Below are 19,865 nucleotides of genomic sequence, written 5' to 3'. Positions count from 1 at the left end.
GTCAAAATCACCAGCACATGCAAACAGAAGTAAACGAAAAGCCTCGCTATGCCATTGTGGCCTCGGTTCAGTTGCCGGAGGTCGGCGATGTCGAGTTCGAGTCCTCGCTCACCGAGCTCGCCGAGTTGGCCAAGACGCTGGGTTTCCAGGTCGTGCAAACCTTCATCCAAAAGCGTAGCGGGTTCGATCGCACAGCCTATCTGGGCGTGGGCAAGCGGGAAGAGATCAGCCACTTCGTTCGAGCCAGTCGCCACGACGACGATGACGAAGATGCGCCGCATGTGCCGAACAGCAGCGCGGTCGAGATCGACATGCTGTTGGTCGACCACGAAATCTCGCCGTCGCAGGCACGTAATCTGGAACTGGCCGTGGGCTGCGAAGTGATGGACCGCACCATGGTCATCCTGGAAATCTTCCATCGCAACGCCCGCTCGCGCGCGGCACGCGCGCAGGTGGAAATCGCCCGCCTAGGCTATATGGCGCCGCGCTTGCGCGAAGCGGCCAAGCTGGCCGGTCCGCAAGGCCGGCAGCGCAGCGGCACCGGGGGGCGTGGTGCAGGCGAGTCGCACACCGAGCTTGACCGTCGCAAGGTACGCGATCGTATCGCCGAGTTACAGCGCGAAATCAGCGCCATGGAACTGGAGCGCAAGACCCAACGCGCCCGTCGACTGGAACGTCAAGGCCAAGGCCTGGCCGGGGTATCGCTGGTGGGTTACACCAATGCGGGCAAATCCACGCTGATGCGGGCGCTGACCGGCAGCGAGGTGCTGGTGGCCAATAAACTGTTCGCCACGCTGGACACCACCGTGCGAGTGCTGCATCCGGAGAGTGTGCCGCGCGTACTGGTCAGCGACACCGTCGGCTTCATCAAGAACTTGCCTCACGGCTTGGTGGCCTCGTTCAAATCGACCCTGGAAGAAGCGCTGGATGCGGCATTGTTGCTGCATGTGATCGATGCCAGCGATCCGGGCTTCCTACGTCAGTTGGCCGTGACCGACGAGGTGCTGAGCGAGATCGGCGCCGACGAAGTGCCTAGAATTCGCGTGTTTAACAAGATCGACCATGTCGGCAGCAAAGCCGAGCAGGAGGCCTGGGCGGCAGAACTACGCGAACGCTATCCGGACTGCGTGGTGATGAGCGCGCGGCGCCCGGAGGATGTCGCCCAACTGCACGCGACCATCGTCGCCTTCTTCCGGCAAGAGCTGGTGGAGGAAACGTTGCTGCTGCCGTGGTCGGCGCAACAATTGCGCGGCGAGATCTACGCGAGCTGCCAGGTGCTGGAAGAACGGCCGGAGGAGGAAGGCAGTTGGCTGCGCCTGCGTGGCGAACCAGAACAGCTACGCCGTCTGAATGCCCTACTCAATCCAGGCTCGCAAGGCCGGGAAAAGGAATACTGGGAACGGTGAATCGAAAAGGCCTGGGCAAACGCTCAGGCCTTTTGCCTGCCACGGCGCATCACTGAGGTGCAGCAGCGTTCCGCTGTTCGATGCGCAGGACGATTTCCTCCATCTTTTTATCGTGCTTTTCTTGCTGGGCTTGTATACGCGCCAGCAACTGTGCCGAACTGTTGCCGGCCTCGAACGAGGCCACCATATTGCCAAGCACGGTGGAATTGAAGGCCGCGACCCCCAAAACAATCGCCACCACGGAACTGATGCCGGTCATCAGCACGGTATTTTTCAGGCTTTTGGTATCGACCTGCAGCCGCTCGATGGCACTCTGCGTTTCGGCCTGGAATTTTTCGATCGTGTGCTGCGTATCGCCCTGCAACGTCGCAATGGCACTATGCGTTTCAATGCACACCTCTTTGATCGACTGCTGCATTTGCTGCATGGATTGCGCAAACAGATCCATCTTGTCTTCGATGCGCTGAACGCGCGCATCCATCCGCAGCTCGACGGCTTCGAGCCTGGCATCGAGATATTGTTGCGTGACAGGCGTGTGGACTGCGGGGTTCATGGTTTCCTCGATCCGAAGTCGTTTTAGCGCGACTGGCCGGTTAGAAGCCTGGTTACTGCGATAGTTTCTTCTGTTAGGCCCACTGGGCGTTTTTCAGCCCATCATCACTACCAGCACGCGGCACAAACACAACATGACACCGCCTGTACATTCATATTGTTTGCCATGTCTTATGCTATTGGTATTATCAATAATCCAATAACCTCTTCCGTCTCACGCTGCCTGCCAACCGCGATGCGGTGCAAAGCGCGTAGGCAAAAAAGCGATCATGCCCCCACCGCAAGTGCTTACCGACCACGCTGCCGCCGACACCGGCACACAGGAGGCGCTGGCCCAGTTATTGCACGACGACTTGGCTCAGCTGCTCGCCTTTGCACTGATTCAACTCGATACAGCACGCGCCACCGACCCGGCAGGAAGTGGTGCTGCGTTTGAACACGGGCGGCAATTGGTTAAACAGGCACTACACAGCACCCGCGGTCTGATCGACGGCCTACGTAGCGCCGAGACACCGCCTCCCGCCGAACTGGGCCAGCAATGCCGACAACTGGCGCAAGAAATTGGCCGGCTCAGCCGGCGCAAGATTGTACTCGACTGCCAGGCCATCGACATTCAACCGCCACCACCCGCGCAAAGGCTGATCTGCCGTGCCGCACGCGAATTGTTGATCAACGCCTGCAAGCATGCGCCGCGCGCCGACATCCGCATCAGCCTGCGCGCCGCCGACGCGTGGCCGGGCGGCCTGGTGCTCACCGTCAGCGACAATGGCCCCGGTATCGACCCGGCGCGGATGCGACGGCCCGCCGCAGGCCACCACGGTCTGTGCCGGCTGCCGGATCAGCTCGCCCAGGCCGGCGCCCAGCTCGAACTGCATAGCCGTCCTGGCCATGGGGTCCAGGCGCACATCCATTGGCAGCCGAGCACGGCGGGAAGCGAGGGTGCAGTATGACGATCCGCGTCATCCTGGCCGACGATCACGCCATATTGCGCGAAGGTTTGAGCGCGCTGATCGAGCGCGAACCCGACATCCAAGTGCTGGCGCAGGCGAAAAACGGCATGGAACTGCTGCAACTGGCGCGCACGCATCAGCCGGACGTCGTGGTGACCGACCTCAATATGCCGATCATGAACGGGCTGGAAGTCATCCGCCGGCTTAGCGCCGAGGCGCTGCCATGCAAACTATTGTGTCTATCGGTCAACGACCGGCCACAGTGCGTGGTGGAGGCACTCGACGCCGGCGCCGCCGGCTACGTACTGAAAGACAATAGCTTCGAAGAGCTGGTGCGTGGCATCCGCCGCGTCATGGCCAACCAGATCTACCTTAGCGGCGAGCTGGTCGGCGGCGTGATGCAGGCCTGCCGCAACCCGGCGGCGGCCGTCGAGGCGCTGCGCCTGCCGCAGCTCAGCACGCGCGAGCGCCAGGTGGCGCAACTGTTCGCCGAAGGCCACGGCACCCAAGCCATCGCCAAGCGCCTGTTCATCAGCGCCAAGACTGTGGCCAGCCACCGCGAAAATATCTTCAAAAAACTCGGCATACAAACCATCGCCGAACTGACGCGCTATGCCTTGCGCGAGGGGTTGAGTGGGGAGAGCTGTTGACGTTGCCTCGATCGTCATGCCTGACGCCATTTCCCATTAAAATAACCCGCTCAAATCCCAAACTTTTCTTGCCACCGGCTGACGGTTATAGACAGCCAAAAACGCCTCTTTGACGCTCTCCTTGCCGTGCGTCGCCCACACTTCTATCGCTTTTTTTAGTCTTGGGTTATAGGTGTCTTTGATATTCTTGAATTGCTTTTCATAGGTGTCGTAGTCGAATCCATCGCCTTGCAAGCTATCCTTGACATCATACCCGGCATAATACCTATCCAAATCGTCGTACATTTCCTTTACTTCCTCGGCCAGCTGAATCGGGTTTTCGATTTCCTCCCAATAACCCGGCTTATTGACGATATCGTCGATTTGCTTTTGCAGCTCATCGCCTTTCCCAAAGACCTGCTCTAAAAAATCCAACTTTCCCTTCTCTTCTTTCAGCTTGCGAACCTGGACCCCTTCCGGCGTTTCCGCCGTCATTCTGCCGCCATTGCGAGTACGGCCGTAGGTCTTTGGCGCTGTCACATACTCTTTGATGTCTATGCCTTTTTGCGTCGCTTTGGCATAAAAATCCGCCGAGAAACCATTGCCGGTCTCGCAGCCGGTTAGCCAAATCGATCGGCAAACCCGTAATCCGCGCGCCCATAGCGCATTGACCAATGCCACGCCCGACCCATACGGGCCATAACTATCCGAATCGCCATGGGCACCGCTCAAATAAAGGGTATCGTCGGCCCCAATGGTGCCCAAATTGGCGTTAGCCAATTTGACGGATTTCAAGCCAAGGTTTTCTTCTTCCAGCTTGGTATTGACCTTCAGATCGTTCATATCCTTCACGGAGCCGATTAAAACCAAAGCGCTGGCACGCTGTACGACCGGCGCGGTCCGATCCATGCGCCGTTGCAGGATGGGGGAAAGATCCCCTGGGCTGTGAGCCAGCCGCATGGCGCTTTCCCCCATCGCATCCGCCTCGCGCTCCAAGCCGGCATCGTCGTTCACCGCCACGCCAGTCTTCATTTGCAAGGTCGGCCGCACCCGCCCCTGCCGCTGCTGCACCACATGCCAGGCTTCGTGCGGCAGATGCTGATCCTGCCCCGACCCGAGATAAATGTCGCCACCCTGGGCGTAGGCATGCGCTTGCAACTGTGCCGGCTTGTCGGAGTTGCGGTGCACGCGCACGTCGCTCATGTCGAAGCCGGACAATGACTCGATGCCTTGGCGTAGCTGCGCCGGTAGGCCGTTGGCGTGGCTTGGCGCCCCCAGTTGCATCAGCCGCTCGCCTTGTGTCTGCTGGCGCGGGCTGTCGTCGACTTGGCGTTGTGCTGTTCCTTGGGGTTGGTGGCTGTCGGTCAGAGAAGCATCTGACAGGCTATGGGCTTGCTTCGCGGAGTGCATATGCGTCTCCTAGGGCTCAGTGCATTCTTCAACAGCGGGCATTTGCCGTAGCTCCCTGTCCCAGCCCCTCGCAGTACGAGCACGGCTAGATGTTGCGAGAAGGAAGACATTGGCACAAACGAAAATAACAGTGCTCAGCCTGCAAGTTATCACTCCGATAAATCTAAATCTCAGTCACATTTTTTAAAATAGCCACTTTCATATTCATACTTATAGTCAGGTGCTTGATGATTAAGTCCATTCGATGCCCCACAATGAAAAATATTCGCGCCACATTTATTTTCCTGCCGATTACTTCGCACATTAAAAATAACGGAAACATATGATTTACTAGCTAATTCCCCCTTTGTTTTTCCTAGATATATTTTATACATACCATCAGCTGGAAGTTGTCCAATATTAAAACAGTCATTGAAGAATTTTTTCACAAATCCAATAACATCATAACTACCGTACCAATCAAAAAATTCTTTATGAACAAATAAATTGTTATTTTCTATAACATCGAAGTCCACAGAACTTGCAGCTTTGAAATTAAACATGAATTGAGATATCAGGTGACCCACGCCTTTCTTCTCATAAACTAAGCTGGCGGCATGACCGCCATTTTGAGGAGCCGAACACAACACCCGCCCCCCCATCACATCCGCCTCGCGCTCCAACCCCACATCGTCATTCACCCCCACTCCGCCCTTCATCTGTAGTGTCGGCCGCACCCGGCCCTGTTTCTGCTGTACCACGTGCCAGGCTTCGTGCGGCAGGTGCTTGTCCTGACCCGGCCCGAGATAGATGTCGCTACCCTGGGCGTAGGCATGCGCCTGCAATTGCGCAGGCTTGTCTGAGTTGCGGTGCACGCGCACATCGCTCATGTCGAAGCCGGACAGCGACTCGATACCCTGGCGCAACTGCGCCGGCAGGCCGTTGGCGTGGTGCTGGGTTTGCATTTGCGCCAGCCGCTGTCCCTGCGTCTGCTGGCGCGGACTGTCGTCGGCCTCCCGCTGCGCCGCCCCTTGCGGCTGGCGGTTGTCGGTCGTGGAGATCTCTAACGGATCGTGGGCTTTTTTCTCGGCGTACATGGGCACCTCCGAAAGATCAGGGTTTTTCGACTTTGGGTTGTAGCAGCGGAATCAAAAGGCTCAAGATCACCGCCACCAGCACCACGATCAGCAGGATATTGCTCAGTTTGCCGGCGCCGGTGCCGGTGTTGAGGTCCGGGTCGCAACCGAGCAACAGGCCGCCGAACAGCAAAGGTGCGATGGCGGCGAGCAGCAGGTAGAGCTGGTAGGGCCGGCCGAGTGCGCGGATACGGCATGATGTTAGATATAGCAGCAAGGAGACGACGGCGATGAGCGCCAAGAGCGCGAACACGGCGCGCACTTCCCAGCGCCAATTGCACACTTGGTCGCACACCGGGTTCTCGGTCGGCTCGCCGCCCAGGATGCTGGCGCGCACGCTCTTATCGAGCTGACGCGACTGCGCGTCCAGCGTGATCGGCCGCGGCCACAGCGCCGCGCCGCCGAAGTTGTCGTTGAAATACAGCATGTCGTCGTTGAACTGCGCCGCATCGGTGCTGCCGAGCGACACCAGCGGCAGGATGTGGCGCAAGAAGCGCACGCGCTGCCCGCCTGCCAGTGCGGGCACGGTATCGATATATTGTCGCAACGCTTTTTTACTCACCGAGCTAGGCTCGGGCAGCATCAGCAGCAATTTGAGACTAAGTTTGCTAGCGCTTTGATAGGGGTTGCGCGGCAGCGACGCGCTGTCGCCAGGGGGCGGGTCTTCGGCCAATTTGAGATAGTCGGCCAGTTGCGCGACGGTCCACCTGCCGGGCGGCGCGGCATCGGCACTGGTGCCGGCCAAAAGTGCACGCGGCAGCAGATCCGTGCCGTCGATCATCAGGCTCAGCGTGTATTGTCGTTCTCCTTGGCGCAGCTCGGCGATCAGCGCGCGGATCAACCGGTCGCGGAACAGCTCGAACTTGCTGTAATCGGTACTGCCGACAGCCGGGGTCTGGTCGAGATACAGCACCAGGCCGTCACCCAAAGTCTGGCCGCCGCCCATGCCCGGCAGCTTGTCTTGCCAGCGCCGGAAATAACGCGCCAGCGGGGTGTCGATCAGCCGGCGCGCTTCGCTCGCCGCCCTGTCGGCGCGCGCGCGCAGTTCATCCGGGCTCAAGCGCGCCAGAAAACGCCAGTCGCCCCGATAAAGCGTCAGGTCGAGCTGGGTGCGGAAACGGTTGGCGGCGTCGAAGAACGCCAACTGCTCGGCGCTCGGCTGTGGCAAGGCGACATGGCCGTCGTCGTCGATGGGCTGCGCCAGGGTGACGATGTGTTCGTATAGCCCAAAGTTGACCTTCAGCCCAAGTTTAGGATCGTGCCAACCGGGAAAGAAGCCGAACACCTCGCCATCGCGGGCGCTCAGCAGGCAATTGCAGCCGGAGCCCTGCCAGATCGGCGCGGTGGTCGAATACGGTGCGTGGTGCAGCGCGGCCTGGGCGGCCAGCCGCTCGCGCACTGGCGGCGGCATTAGCCACAGCGGCAAGTCCTGCCAAGCGATGCGGCCGTCGGCGCGCAGCAGCGCATGGTTGACCGGCGTTTGCCACGCCTCGGCGCAGCGCGCGCGCCATTGCCCGTCGCTCGGCGCCGCCTGCCGGCTGTCCAATGCCGCCTGCCGCGTCAAGGCTTGGGCATAGCGGCAGACGCGGTCGTCGAGCGCGGCCAGCAACAGCCCGCGGTTCAAATATTCCACGCCGACCAGCGGCAGCAGCAGCCTTTGCAATTGCTTGGCGGCGCCGGCGCTCAAGACGCTGTAATTGACCGGGGGCGCCTTGGCCGCCGACTTGGCCGGCACGGCGTCCGGCTTGAGGGCGATCGGCGGCAGCATGTCCAAGTCTTCCGGCAAGGGCCGGTCGGGATCGAGCGAACTCAGCCCCGGCGGCAGCGCCGTCGGCATGCGCGGCTGGCTGGCGTTGGACTTCTTCGCCGTAGCGGCCGGGGCCGGGGCCGAGGCGTCGGGGACCGGCGCGGGTGGCACGGCATCGGGGGCGATCGCCGAAATCGCTTCGGCGCCGAGCAGATAGGTCACGATCTCGTCGGCGATCGGCAACGGTTGCTGTGCCCGCTCGCCGGGTACGTCGACAATGGTTTTCGGCTCCGGCGCGGGCTTGGGCACCGTCGGCCCGATCACGCGCAGGGTGAAGCGCTGGCGCAGTACTTGATCGCCCTGGTCGCGCAATTCGAGGGTAAAACGCCAGCTACCGGTTTGCACGGTGTTACCCACCACCCGGCCATCGGCGCTCAGGCTCAAGCCGGCCGGCAGGCCGGAGCCGATCTCGAGAAAGCGGTAAGGCGGCAACCCGCCACTGGGCTGGAAGCGGTAAAGATAGGGATGGCCCGATTTCGCAGCAGGCAGCGCCACCAGCGCGGTTCGGTGCAGCGACAAGGCTTCGATGCCCCCCGGACAATTCGGGTCGCCGGGCAGTTGCGCATCGCCCGGCAAGCAGGCGGATGGCGCCAGCGCCAGGGCAGCCGTCGGTGCGGAGGCCGGCGCCGACCAAGCCGGCGACAGCGCCAGGCAGCCCGCCAGCACCAGCGCCCACTGCCGCATCCGTCCCGCGCTCATAGCGTTCTCCCTTCCTTGCGCATTTCGCGTGCCAGGCCCTGGCGCAGGTGCTCGGCCGAGAGCCGTTTTTCGCCGGCGAGTTCGGCCTGGAGTACGGCGAAACGCAGCACGTTGACCATGGCGCCGCCCGACAAGGTGTGGCGTTCGGCCAAATCGAGCAGGTCGATATCGTCGGCCAACCGTTCAGGCTGGCTCAGCAGGCTCTGCCACAGTCGCAGGCGTTGGGTGGCGTCGGGCAGGGGGAAATAGATCATGGATTGAAAACGCCGCGAAAAGGCTTCGTCGATATTGCCGCGCAGATTGCTAGCCAGGATGACCACGCCGGGAAAGTCCTCCACCCGCTGCAGCAGATAGGCCACTTCCTGATTGGCGTGACGGTCGTTGCTGCTGTTGGCGGCGGTACGCTTGCCGAACAGCGCGTCGGCCTCGTCGAAAAACAGTATCCACCGCCGGTTTTGCGCCTGGTCGAACACCCGGGCCAAGTTTTTCTCGGTTTCGCCGATGTATTTGGATACCACCATCGATAGGTCGATACGGTAGACATCGACATCGGCGCCCTGCCCCAACAACGAAGCCGTCAGGGTCTTGCCGGTGCCTGGCGGGCCGTAGAACAGGCAGCGGTAGCCGGGTTTCACCGCGCGGGAAAGTCCCCAATCGTTCATCAGCGTCGGGCCGTTGCGCAGCCAAGCGCGCAGCACGTCGACTTCCGCCATCACTTCGGGCGCCAGCACCAGGTCGTCCCAGCCCAAGGCGGTGCTGATGCGCTTGGCCGGAAACTGCGCGTTGTAATCGGGCTTGTGCCACACCCCGGTCTGCAGGCGCTGCAAGGCCTCGGCGCTGACTTGCAGTAGGCTGGCCAACTGCGGCTCGCCGCCCGCCTCGCCATCGAGCTGCAGCAGGCCGGCGCTGGCAAAGGCATGCTGCGGATCGAATAGCGCCAGCAAGGCGATACGCGCCGCCAGATCGTCGCCGGCCAACAAAAAAGCCGCGGTTTCGCCGCTGGGCAGAAAACCGGCGTGGCGCGCGGCCTTGATACCGCCGAACTCGCTGAACAGGCGGTCGAAATGGCTGTTCTTGACGAAGAACAGATCCAGCGCCGCCGGGCGCAGATGCGGTGCAAGCCCCAACGCCAGCATCAGACGCTCGCGCTCGCCCAGCGCGTATTGCGCCACCATTTCCGCCAACGCGCTGCCTTCCGGCAGTTCGGGCGCGGGCGGCAACGCCGACCAATCGATGCCTTCGCCGGCGAAGTGCTGCTTGAAGCGCAGGTCGAGCACGGCTTCGAACCAGTCGAGCTCGCGCCGCAGCGCTTCGGCGTGCGCCATGGCGTTAGCGCCAATCGACATACAGCGCCTCCGTCATCCAGGGCAATTTGATCGTGGCGTAGGACCAGGGCAACCGGTCGAGCAGCATGTCGAACGGCCCGGGCTTCACCGTCAGGCGCCAATGCGCGGCGGCGCTGGTCTGTTCGTGCCGCAACCCGCCCTCCCGCAGCAGGAAGGTTTCGCGCAGGCCGGTCGGCGAGGTGCGGCCCAGCGCCGACCAATGCGCGATCACCGCGTCGAGCAGGCTGTCGAGCACGGCGCGCGTGTCCGGCGCCACCCCCGCCTCGCCGATTAACGGTTGCGCCAGCGGCATGCCGCACAGCAGCTTGGGCAGCACCCATTCCGGTTCGCTGCCCTGGTCGTGGCCGTCCACCAGGTAGGCCAGGCAACGCACTGCGCGCGATTGCGCCTCGGCGTCGCTAAACCGCGCGCCGTCGAGCAGACCGAGTACGCCGAACAAGCGCTGGCTGTAATTGGCCAATAGCACCAGGCCGGCGTTGTTCAGATAATGGCCATCGATCGCTGGCGGCGGTGCGGGCTGGGGCGCACGGGTTCGCGCCGCGTTTGGCAAACGGCTGGCTTGCCATTGTTCGGCCACGCTTGGCGCCCGACGCAACGCCGCCGAGGAAATCGACCGCACCGGTTCGGCACCGGTCGCGTTCAGCGCTTGATCGAGGAGCGCCAGCCAACGCGCGAGCGTCGCCCCCTGCGCGCCGTGCTCGGACAGCGTCTCGCGGCACAGATGCAGCGCATAGCGGCGCGCCATGCCGTCGGGCGTGGGCGGCAGGCCATCGCGTAGCAGGTAGGCGGTCAAAAAGTCCCAGTGGCTGGCTTGGCGTTGCGCCCCGGTCCATTGTGGCAGCAACAGCGCCTGGGCGGCCAACAACGCACGGCTGGCGGTTTCGAGCGCCGGCGCGGCCGTGGGGAACAAAGCATGCAGGAGCGTCCAGCGCTCGGCATCTTGCGTGCGCGCCAACCAGGCGCGGCAGAGTGTCGGTTCGGCCAGCCAGAGTGCGATGCGCAAGCGCGGCAGCCAGCCGCGCCGCGCCACCGGCTCGGCGGCAAAGGCCAGAATGCGCGACAGCTTGCCTGCGGTCGTGCCGGTGGTTGCGGTGACGGGGGCCACGGCGACCGGCTGCGGGGGATCGGCGGCGGCAGGTGGCGCGCGCCACTCGGCCAGTGCGCGCTGCCACAGTCGCTGCCAACCGCGCGCATCTCGCGGTGCGGCCTCGCCCAGGGCCAATTGACGCAGCGTGTAATCGAGCAGCCAGGCTTGCAAGGCCGACAGCCCCGCCGTCTGTCCAGCCACTGGGCGGGCGCCGCCCGACAGCGCCGCCAGCGCGAACTGCCGCAGCGATTCGTCCCAGCGCGCACCGGCATTGGCGGCATCGGCGCTATCGCCGGAGGCTGCCGCCGAATCCGCCGCGCGACCGGATAAGGCGCCGATCAGCCGCCAACGCGTGGCGGCGCTTAAGCGCCTCGCGCAATCCCAGCGACGTTCGCGTCGCAATAACAAGGTTTGCAGTTGCGCCCGCAACTCTGGCGACGCGCGCCGCTGCGGTCCGGGCAGCCACGCCGCCAGGGTTGCCTCGCTCAGTTCGGGCGGTTCGTCCACCTCCCGCCGTGCCGAATCGTTGTCGACCCTTGCCGCGCGCGCGAATACCACTCGCCGCGGGGCTGCCGCGCCCGAGTCGCGAGCGGGTGGCTTGGGCTGACCCGGCCGGCGCCCCAACACGCAAAACAGACCGCTGAGCAGCATCTGCGTCAATTCGCTTTGCGCGCCGCGACGGCCGCGTAACGTCTGGGCCGGCCGCCAAGCGCTCAGCCAGCCTTGGCCCAACTGCAGGCTGAGCGCGGCACCCAACTCATGCAACAAGCGGCGCAAGCGGTCGGAACTCAGGTTGCCGGCGCGTTGTCCCCATAGCGCGCGCAATCCGGCCACGCGCCAGGCCTGCTGCAGCCGGGCAACCTGATAGGCGCCCAGCCGACCGCGCGCCTGCAAGGGTGCCAGGATCTGTTCGTCCAGCATCGACAAGCTGTCGGCCAATTCGCGGTGGCGCACAGCCAACAAGGCTTGCAGCCCCTGATGCGGTGTGATCTGGCTCAGACGCGCCAGCACATAGTCGCTGGGGTAGATCTGCTGCAGCAGCGTCCATAAGCGCGGGCCGGTGCGCTGGGCCAGGCGCGCCAGCCACGCCGACAACTCACGGCCGGCCAGCGGGCTGAGCGACCAGGGCAAATGGCCGTGCGCCAGGTAATACAGGAAATTTTCCAATGCGTGCTGACTGGCGCTCAACGAGCGCGCGCCGCCCGTCCCGGCCGCTGCGCGCCAGGCCAGTAGTCCGGTGCGCGCCGAGGGCGGCAAGGTCTGCCGCACCCGCAGCAATTGGGTCCACAGTTGTCTTTCCAGGCAATCGGCCCATTGTTCGAAGCTGTCCTCCGGCGCCAAGGGGCCGAGGTCGATCTCCAGGCGGTCGAGTCGCCATACCTCGCCTGGCGGCGACAGATGCGAGAACACTTTATCGATGGCGGCCTGCCCCGGGCCGGCGAGAAAGGCGCTCAAGCGCGCCTGGTGCGCCATGGCGGCGTCAGGCCTGGCGGCGCGACTCTGCCAGCTGAGCGTTTCGATCGCATGCTGGGCGCGGCTCATACCCCCTCCTCGCGTCCCATGTCGACGATCGACCCGCGTAACTGCCCGGCAGTACGGTCTAGTTCGCCGACAACCGACGGCGGAACCTGCCAAGGATCGTCCCGCAACGCCTGGCAATAGGCGCGGCGCGCATCGAGCCAGGCGGCGAAGGCCTGCTCGAACGCTGCAAGCGGCGCGGCGTCAAGCCAGAACAAGCGGGGTAGCACATGCGCCGGGCAGGATTGCTCGACGGTTTCTTTCGCCAGCTCGCGAAATCCTGGATCGCGGCCGCGCGCGGTCCAGCCGGCAAACACCAGGCTGATGCGATGCGGGTAGAAATCGTCCGGCACGTCGGCGGCCGCTTCGGCCGAGCAGGGTCGCAGCAGCACATGCTCGACCAAGTGCAGGCCCTCGGCATCGCGCTGGCTGTCGCAAGCGAAAGCATGCAGGTAGCGCCCGGCGGCGCGCGCGTGCGCCGGGCCGCCGCGTACCGTCAGCGGCCACCAACGGTTGTTCTCGTCGGGCCCCAGCCACAGCGGCCGCCCGGGGTCGTCGACCACGCGATAGCGCTCGGCATGCGCGGCGGCACGCAATAGCGCGGCCGGCAAAGCACTCGGGTCGAGTTCGGTAAAGTAATGAGCCAGCCGATCCGCCACGCGCCCCGCGACCAGATCCTCGGCATAGAGCGTATCGATGCCGGCACGCGACGGCGGCCACATGGCCAGCGCCTGCTGGCCGGCTGGCGCCCCCGCGGCGGGCGCCAAGCGCCGGTTTTCCGCCACGGCCATGCCCATGTCCGCCAAGCGGCGGCACAGTCGTCGGCTGTGGCTGTGGCTGAAGCCGAGCAGCAAGGCGATACGCGTGTGCAGCGGCGCGGTATTGTCCGCCGTGTCGAGCGCGGGCCGGCTATAGTCGAAAGCGCCGCCGCGGTCGCGCGTTTGACGCACGACATCCGTCAGCAGACGGCGTTTGCACTCGTATAAATGCAGTTGCCATTGCGCCGGACGGTAATACCAACCGAAGTTCTGCAGACTGTTCTGCCCGCAGGATTCGCCATGCAGCGCCAACAACAGGTCGAGCACCCGCCCACGCCGCGCCAGTGCCGCATCGGCCTCGGCGAACGCCTCGACGTCGTCGTCGCGCAAGCCGGCCAGTCCCGGTAATCGATCGGCGTCGAGCGGATCCCACCAATAGCTTTGCCCCGGCGCAGCGTCGACGCTGAATAATTGGCGCAGGTGCTGTTGTTGGGCCTCGCCGTGTGCCAGCCACTGCTCCAACAGCGCCAAGTAAGCGGCGAACTGCCCCTCGCCCGCGGCATCGGCCGCCGGCGCGGCATGCGCGGCACGATAGAGCGGCGGCAGATGATGCCAGCTCGACAGATAAGGCATGGGCGCCAGGTAGCGGCCGGCGGGCAGGCTCAGCCAGTGCGAGACCACTTCGTCCGGCACCGACCATCCTGCGGCGAGCCCAAGGGCTTTGCGCTCGTCGTGCAGACGACGGATCACCGCGCCGGTGTCGATGGCGAGAGCAATACCGCGCCGCCTAACCTGCCATTGGCTCAGATCCCCGGCCGCTTCCGGCCAATGCAGCTGTAGCGCCCAATCGTCGCCCTGACGCTCCAGGCTATTGCCTTGCGCCTCGCCCTCGCACGGAATCAGCCGCAGCGACAGAACATCGGCAACCCCGTCGATCTGGCGCAAGGTCTGCGCCAGATCGCTGAAATACAGCGGACTACCCATCTCGCGGCTCAGCGCCTCGGCATCCAGCCAGCCATCACGCAAGGCCGGTCCCTCGAACAGACTGGCGCTATCGAGTCCGCCCTCGCGCATTGCCTGATCCAGCCGCACCCGCATCGATTGACGCTGCGGCACGGCGCCGACTCGCTCGGCCGTGCGGCGCACCAGCTCGACCAGGATGTCGGTCACATCTCGCGGCCCTTCGACGCTCAACTCGAATTGCAACGCACACCAGCGCGGCTTGAGGACCACCGGCGGCACGGCCAGATCCTCGCCCAAGTTGCGCGCTCGCCAGTAGGCCCGCATGGCCTGTACCGCCGCCACCTCGCGTCGCGTTTCGGCGATATTCAACGCCCAGTGCCATCGCCCATCGTCTTGCGGTACCGACAGGCGCGCGTGGCGGAGCTGCGGCACGCGATCGAACAGATAGCGCAACCAATCGCTTTCGGTGCAGGGGCGGCACGGCAGCGCATCTTCGGGCGGGTGTAAGCCGTGGCGCGCATAGTCGATGCGGCCATTCTCGCCGGTGAGCAAGTCGGCCAGCGCCATATCGGCGCCGTACAGCCCTTCGGTCAGCGCGTAGCACAGCGCTTCGAGCAAGGTCACGCCCGGGTCGTGATGGTTGTAGTCGCTCCACAACTCGCCGCTGCCTGCTTGCGCCAGCGCCAAGCCGCGCCGGCGCAAATCGGCGAAACCGTATTCGGGGTCGCCTTCCAAACGCGCGATATGGGCGCCGGTCGGCGCCCCGTCGGCGGGCAGCGGCTGCATACTCATGGCTGACCGCCCTTCATGTGCGGATCGAACCACAACTGCGTCAATTGCGCCTGGATCTGCACGCCGGCACCGAAATCGCAGCCGCTGCGGATTTGCAGCCGATAGCTGGCTTGGCGCCCGCTGCTGCCATGCCAACGCAGTTGCAAGCGATCGCAGCGCCGACTGTAGTAGCCATGCGTACAGCGTATGCCGCGCTTGCGGTTGAACAGATTGAACAGCCCGAGTGTCGGGTTGTAAGTATTGAGCGCCACCGCATGCAGCAGGCCGAAGCGCCCCTCCCCGCTATGGCCGGCGCCGGCCATCACCTCGAACGCCTGGCAGCCCTGCAGCTCGTCGGTCAGATCCTGCCATTGGCCATTGGCCAGCAGCGGCGTCTCGATCCGGCGTGCCGACGCGCCTTGGCGTCCTTGACTGCGCAGCACGCCCGCCACATCCAGCGTAGCCTGCGGCGACTCGGTACCGATACCGACGGCGGGGTGCACGAGATCGTGCTGCAAGGTCAACAAGGCCGGCGCGGCGGGCTGGCCATCTTCGCCGATGTTGTCGCGCGGCGCGCTGCCGCGCAGCAGCAGTGCGTCGCGCGCGCCCGCAAGCTCCAGCCGCCAAGCGGGGTTTTCCTGCTCTTGGTCGCGAAAGAAACTGATCAAGGCATCGTGGCCCGCCAAGGCGGATACTTCGAAGCCATTCTCCACCGATTTGCGGAAGCCTTCGTCGCTCATATTGAGCATGGAGTCGATCAGATCGGCGAAATGCCCTTCGTTGGGCAACGCGCCTTCACGGAAATAGTGCTTGAGCGATTCGCGGTTCCGGCTGGTCATGACGCGTTCGCTCCCGCCGCGTCGGCGCGCCGGCCGACGATAAAGGTGGCGCCGATTTCCAGCCGGTCGATGCCGGTGGCGGGCGGCGCCAACCCCGGCTGCTCGTCGTCCACCCGCAACAGATGCTGGCGTACCGGCAGCAACAAACTCCATGGCTTAAGCGGCGTCACGCCGCGCAGCTCGCCTGAAACCGGCACGTCCCGCAGGCGGTAGAAGTGATGGTCGTCGCGCGCGATATGCAGCAAGGCAAGCCGGCCGACCGCGGCGACGTCGTCCTGCGCGCGCAGAAAGGCTTCGATCGCCTCGGCGCGCAAGGTGGAGTCGAAATCGGCCTCCACACCGCCCGTGTGCCAAGGGGACAGAAATTCGACCAGGGCCTGATTGAGCCGGCGCAGCGTCGCACCGGCATGGCGGCCCGGCTCCAGCCGCAAGGTTCCGCGCACCTGGACGCGCTCGTAGGCGGCATTGCGTACCCACACACGTGCGCCGCTCGGCGCGCGTGCCTGCAAATACGCCTGCATGGCGACGATGGCATCGGCGTCCAATCTCGGCGCTTCGGTGCTGCTGAACAAGCTGCCTCGATGCGGGTGCGGCACCACCACGACCAACACTTGGCCCGGGACGGGGTGCAACGGCAGGCCATCCGCGCTGGCCGGGTGATAGGGCAAACACTTGGCCTTGTGCACCTCGGGAAAGGCATCGAGCAGCAGGCGCTCGTAATCCCAAGCGGTGATGGCGCGCTGTTTGTGGCGCAGGCGTTCGGCGCCGCGCAGGCGCAACGCTTCCGGCGGGTCGGCGACACGCCGCCCGGCCGACTGTCCGACTTGGCGCACGCCGCGTAAACCCGCCAGGCTTTGCGCCGGTGCGTTCACGCTGTCCGGCGCTAGCGGTTCGGCGCTATCGTCGGCCGAGGCGGCCTCGCAGCGCGTGGCGCGGATCGCATGCGCGTGCACGCCGTACAAACCGGCCAACTGGCCAAAGCCCCAATCCGCGCCGAGCCTTAGCCAATAACCGCGAGCCGGCAAGGCGGCACAGTCGGTGCGCATGTCGGCGGGCAGGTTCAGCTGCACGATGCCGGTGCGCAGCATGCCTTGCGTGTCGTCGGCCAATTGCTGTTGCGGCGCCAGCGCGCGCCAGCCGTCAGCCAGCCAGGCAGACCACTGCAGCGCTGGCGGCGTCTCGCGCAGGCGCTCCGCGGCCTCTTCCTTGCGCAAGTGAAACAACAGGCTCAGCGCACCTTGCGGGTCGCTGCCGCCCAGACCGACGAACAGGTTGCCGTCATGTGCGAAACGCGGCAGCAGTCGCGGATAGCCGCCGCCGCGATCATGGCCGAGATCGAGCACACCGAACGGATGTAGATGGTAGACGGCCAGATGGCCCCCGTCGCGACGCGCATCGACGACCTCGCGCGTCAAAGGCAAGGCAAGGCTGGCCTGATAGCTGAGGCTCACCCCTTCCAAACTGGGGGTATAGGGCTCGCGCGGCAGCGGGGCCGCCCGCTTGCGCCGTGCGTTGCGAGTGAGCGCCGCGCCGAGCAGCCCGGGGTAGGCGGCATGCCCGAAGGCGCCGGCCGGCTCGCACAATTCGAAGCGAAAAAAGCCGTTGCGACTATCCAGGCCGTACAAGAAGGGCTGCCCATCCGTCCCGACCGGTATGGCGCGTTGCCAGCGGCGCAAGGTATCGCGCGGGAAATCGAGTTGGCTTTCGCGCGCCAGGCGCGTCTCGCCGCGACGCTCGGCAAACATCGGCAGCGTTCCGCGTTCCGCGCACCATTGACCATCGACCAACAGCTGCGGCAGCAGACGGAACTGGCCATTGCGCCAATCGCCTGGATAGGCGGCGTAGTGCTCGGCCAGTCCACCCGGCCCATCGGGCAACCCCGACCACCTCAGCCGCAGACGTAGCGAGAGTAAGGGCTTGCACGCCAGCTCGGGGCTGCCCAGCAGCATATAGTTGCCTTGCACCGGCATAGGACCGAAGGGCTGAAAGGGCTTGGAGGGATCGAGCCGGCCCAATTGGTTGTACAGCACCAGATGGCGCGCGTCGCGCACCGCCACATCGAGATGCAACTCGCACAAGCGATACTGTTGCAGCAGGCTGTAGGCATAGAGTCGCGAGCGGGTGCGAAGCCGCAATTGCAACACCGCCTGCGCCGGCCAGTGTTCGCCATGCACGCCGGGCTGGCAGGCCACGATAGGCGGCTGTTCCGGCCCCAGACGCAAGGCCAGCGTCAGGCCGCCGCCGAGTTCGGTTGTGCCGCAAAGCCGACGGACGAAAACCCGCTCGATCGCGAGCCAACCGTCCGCCACGCTGAGATGCGCCTGCCACACTTGCTCGAATACGCGACTGAAGATCAGGGTGCGATCCGGGCGATCCGCCGCGCCGCCGCGCCGCGACGGGTAGATCAGGATCAACGGGTCGTCGAGTTCGACTGCGCGCACGCCCTGCCCGGGGTCGCGCAAGCTGGCCGCGTGCGCGCGCAACGCGGCAAGGTCCTCCGGGCGCAGGTCGTCAAGCGCGATCAACCAGGCGGCAAACAGCCGCCCCAGCCGTTCGGCGAATATGCCTGCCTGCTTGGCAGCCAGGCAGGCGGCCAGCAAGAAGGCCACATGCCCGTCGCCATCGAAGCGAGGCGAACGCGCCCAGGCGGCGCGCGCCATCTCGGCCACGTCGAGCGCAGACGGCGGCGTCGGACGAGGGCGCGGCGGGAAGTGCTGCCATTCGTGTGCGGCATAGCGCGCGAACACTTCGGCCACCCAAGCGGCATCGCGTCGGTCGACGGGCATGCGTAGCGCACGAGCGAGCAACGCGTCGTCATCGGCGGGATGCGCAAAGCGCAGGCGCAGGCGCACTTCGCGCCGCCCTTCTCTCAGCAGCAGTAACGGCGAGGCCACGGCGAGGCCAAGTTCGGCGTCCTCGGCTCGCGCGGCCGACCCCTTGGCCTGCCCGCCCAGCACCGGCCACCAGGCCGGGCGAGGCCGATAGGCCGCCTCCGGCGCTTGCGGCGGCAACACTTCCGCCTGCACGCGGGTGGCGTAATCGAATTCGCATTCGGGCGAAATCAACGGATCGCGCTCGACGCGCACACTGCACAAAGCCTGAATACGGGTGTCGCTCAGCGTCAGCGGACCGTCCGCCGCAAAGGCGATCGCCCGGCCGTTGGCATCCTCGCCGCCGATAAAGCGCATACCGGCCGCAATGGAGACTTCGCCCGCGTAACGCGGGTCGCGCTCCAACAGCAGATGGACATACTCGGCGGCTGCCGGCCGGGGTCTCAAACGCAGCACATCGCGGTAGTAGAAATCGATCAGCCGCTCCGGAAAACGGTTGAGCGGCGCGCGACTGACTTGATAGAGCTGCAGCGCGGCGAGCAGCAGCCCCATGGCCGGATCGTGCCGGCCGCTGTGCAGACTTTGCTCGAATGCCGCCTGCGCCGCATCGCGCTCGGCGCCGAGCGCTTGGCTCAGCGCCAGCCAACAACGGCGCAGCAATTGGCGCCGGGTCGCTTCGTCCTCGGCGCCGGTCGCGCCGGCGTCCGGGACTTGCCGTGCCCAGGCCGGGTGCAGCTCGCCCTCGCCGACCCCGAACACCAGGATGCCGCGCGCCCACAATTCGCCCAACCCCGACTCGATCCGGGCGGAAAGCGCCTGGCCCAACGCGACCGCCGCCGGGGTATGCGCGCGGGTCAGACGCCAGCGCATATCGTCGTAACGGCGCGCAAACGCCCACAGCTGCCGCCACAGACTCTCCGGCGCCTCCCAGCTCAAGGCCGAGAGAAAGGTCTGCTGCATCCGTTCGAGCGGCAACGCCGCAAGCTCGGCCAACAACACCGCTTCGTCGCTACGCAGCACCTCGTCCCAGCGCTCGTGCTCGGCGCCGCCGGCAAAGCGCAGACCGGCCGCCTGGGCCACGCTCAGGCACAGCCGCTCGGCCAGGCTGAACTCGTCGGGCAGGATATAGCCCGGCTGAAGGGCTGCGCTCAAACGCTGGTTTTGCCGTGTTCCGTATGGCATGC

Annotated in this window: 12 protein-coding genes; 3 read left to right on the top strand and 9 right to left on the bottom strand. The window is 65.0% G+C overall.

What is annotated here, in order from left to right:
- The first annotated feature begins 17 nt into the window (after positions 1–17).
- Positions 18–1,406 carry a GTPase HflX gene (gene hflX, locus DFP86_RS00890; RefSeq protein ID WP_133678113.1) on the top strand — a complete coding sequence of 463 codons (1,389 nt, stop codon included), beginning with the start codon at positions 18–20 and terminating at the stop codon, positions 1,404–1,406.
- A gap of 49 nt (positions 1,407–1,455) precedes the next feature.
- Here hflX and DFP86_RS00885 read toward each other — a convergent pair whose 3' ends face one another.
- A complete protein-coding gene (locus DFP86_RS00885) occupies positions 1,456–1,959 on the bottom strand; it encodes a hypothetical protein (protein ID WP_133678112.1) in 504 nt (167 codons plus the stop codon).
- A 268-nt stretch (positions 1,960–2,227) separates the two neighbouring features.
- Here DFP86_RS00885 and DFP86_RS00880 point away from each other — a divergent pair, with 268 nt between their 5' ends.
- Both DFP86_RS00880 and DFP86_RS00875 read left to right on the top strand, forming a co-directional pair.
- Positions 2,228–2,908, top strand: a complete 681-nt coding sequence (locus tag DFP86_RS00880; RefSeq protein WP_133678111.1) for a sensor histidine kinase — start codon at positions 2,228–2,230, stop codon at positions 2,906–2,908.
- The gene (locus DFP86_RS00875; RefSeq protein WP_133678110.1) at positions 2,905–3,558 is read left to right on the top strand and encodes a response regulator; all 654 of its coding nucleotides are present in this window, start codon (positions 2,905–2,907) and stop codon (positions 3,556–3,558) included. The genes DFP86_RS00880 and DFP86_RS00875 overlap by 4 nt, the downstream gene beginning before the upstream one ends.
- A gap of 36 nt (positions 3,559–3,594) precedes the next feature.
- Here the strand turns inward: DFP86_RS00875 and DFP86_RS00870 are convergent, their stop codons facing one another.
- The 8 genes from DFP86_RS00870 to DFP86_RS00835 form a co-directional block, all read right to left on the bottom strand.
- Positions 3,595–4,821 (bottom strand): eCIS core domain-containing protein, encoded by a 1,227-nt coding sequence (locus tag DFP86_RS00870; protein WP_208108167.1) that lies wholly within the window; start codon positions 4,819–4,821, stop codon positions 3,595–3,597.
- A gap of 296 nt (positions 4,822–5,117) precedes the next feature.
- Complete coding sequence (locus DFP86_RS00865; RefSeq protein WP_133678108.1) at positions 5,118–6,023, bottom strand: eCIS core domain-containing protein; 906 nt, start codon at positions 6,021–6,023, stop codon at positions 5,118–5,120.
- 16 nt (positions 6,024–6,039) lie between these two features.
- Entirely contained in the window at positions 6,040–8,568 is a 2,529-nt protein-coding gene (locus tag DFP86_RS00860) for an Ig domain-containing protein (RefSeq protein ID WP_133678107.1), read from the bottom strand.
- Positions 8,565–9,914, bottom strand: coding sequence for an ATP-binding protein (locus DFP86_RS00855; protein WP_133678106.1), 1,350 nt, complete (start codon positions 9,912–9,914; stop codon positions 8,565–8,567). The genes DFP86_RS00860 and DFP86_RS00855 overlap by 4 nt, the downstream gene beginning before the upstream one ends.
- Positions 9,898–12,543 (bottom strand): contractile injection system tape measure protein, encoded by a 2,646-nt coding sequence (locus tag DFP86_RS00850; RefSeq protein WP_133678105.1) that lies wholly within the window; start codon positions 12,541–12,543, stop codon positions 9,898–9,900. The genes DFP86_RS00855 and DFP86_RS00850 overlap by 17 nt, the downstream gene beginning before the upstream one ends.
- On the bottom strand, positions 12,540–15,032 hold the full coding sequence (locus tag DFP86_RS00845) for a hypothetical protein (protein WP_133678104.1): 2,493 nt from the start codon (positions 15,030–15,032) through the stop codon (positions 12,540–12,542). The genes DFP86_RS00850 and DFP86_RS00845 overlap by 4 nt, the downstream gene beginning before the upstream one ends.
- Positions 15,029–15,850, bottom strand: coding sequence for a hypothetical protein (locus tag DFP86_RS00840; protein ID WP_133678103.1), 822 nt, complete (start codon positions 15,848–15,850; stop codon positions 15,029–15,031). Before DFP86_RS00840 ends, DFP86_RS00845 begins: the two co-directional genes overlap by 4 nt.
- Positions 15,847–19,863, bottom strand: coding sequence for a baseplate J/gp47 family protein (locus tag DFP86_RS00835; RefSeq protein ID WP_133678102.1), 4,017 nt, complete (start codon positions 19,861–19,863; stop codon positions 15,847–15,849). Before DFP86_RS00835 ends, DFP86_RS00840 begins: the two co-directional genes overlap by 4 nt.
- Positions 19,864–19,865: the final 2 nt, after the last annotated feature.

Source organism: Paludibacterium purpuratum (genome assembly GCF_004363805.1).
Classification (GTDB): Bacteria; Pseudomonadota; Gammaproteobacteria; order Burkholderiales; family Chromobacteriaceae; genus Paludibacterium; species Paludibacterium purpuratum.
This window is presented reverse-complemented; position numbering and strand designations above follow the sequence as displayed.

Coding starts and splice junctions, on each gene's coding strand:
- hflX (WP_133678113.1), top strand. CDS start 18: ATGCAAACAGAAGTAAACGAAAAGCCTCGCTATGCCATTGTGGCCTCG.
- DFP86_RS00885 (WP_133678112.1), bottom strand. CDS start 1,959: ATGAACCCCGCAGTCCACACGCCTGTCACGCAACAATATCTCGATGCC.
- DFP86_RS00880 (WP_133678111.1), top strand. CDS start 2,228: ATGCCCCCACCGCAAGTGCTTACCGACCACGCTGCCGCCGACACCGGC.
- DFP86_RS00875 (WP_133678110.1), top strand. CDS start 2,905: ATGACGATCCGCGTCATCCTGGCCGACGATCACGCCATATTGCGCGAA.
- DFP86_RS00870 (WP_208108167.1), bottom strand. CDS start 4,821: ATGCAACTGGGGGCGCCAAGCCACGCCAACGGCCTACCGGCGCAGCTA.
- DFP86_RS00865 (WP_133678108.1), bottom strand. CDS start 6,023: ATGTACGCCGAGAAAAAAGCCCACGATCCGTTAGAGATCTCCACGACC.
- DFP86_RS00860 (WP_133678107.1), bottom strand. CDS start 8,568: ATGAGCGCGGGACGGATGCGGCAGTGGGCGCTGGTGCTGGCGGGCTGC.
- DFP86_RS00855 (WP_133678106.1), bottom strand. CDS start 9,914: ATGTCGATTGGCGCTAACGCCATGGCGCACGCCGAAGCGCTGCGGCGC.
- DFP86_RS00850 (WP_133678105.1), bottom strand. CDS start 12,543: ATGAGCCGCGCCCAGCATGCGATCGAAACGCTCAGCTGGCAGAGTCGC.
- DFP86_RS00845 (WP_133678104.1), bottom strand. CDS start 15,032: ATGAGTATGCAGCCGCTGCCCGCCGACGGGGCGCCGACCGGCGCCCAT.
- DFP86_RS00840 (WP_133678103.1), bottom strand. CDS start 15,850: ATGACCAGCCGGAACCGCGAATCGCTCAAGCACTATTTCCGTGAAGGC.
- DFP86_RS00835 (WP_133678102.1), bottom strand. CDS start 19,863: ATGCCATACGGAACACGGCAAAACCAGCGTTTGAGCGCAGCCCTTCAG.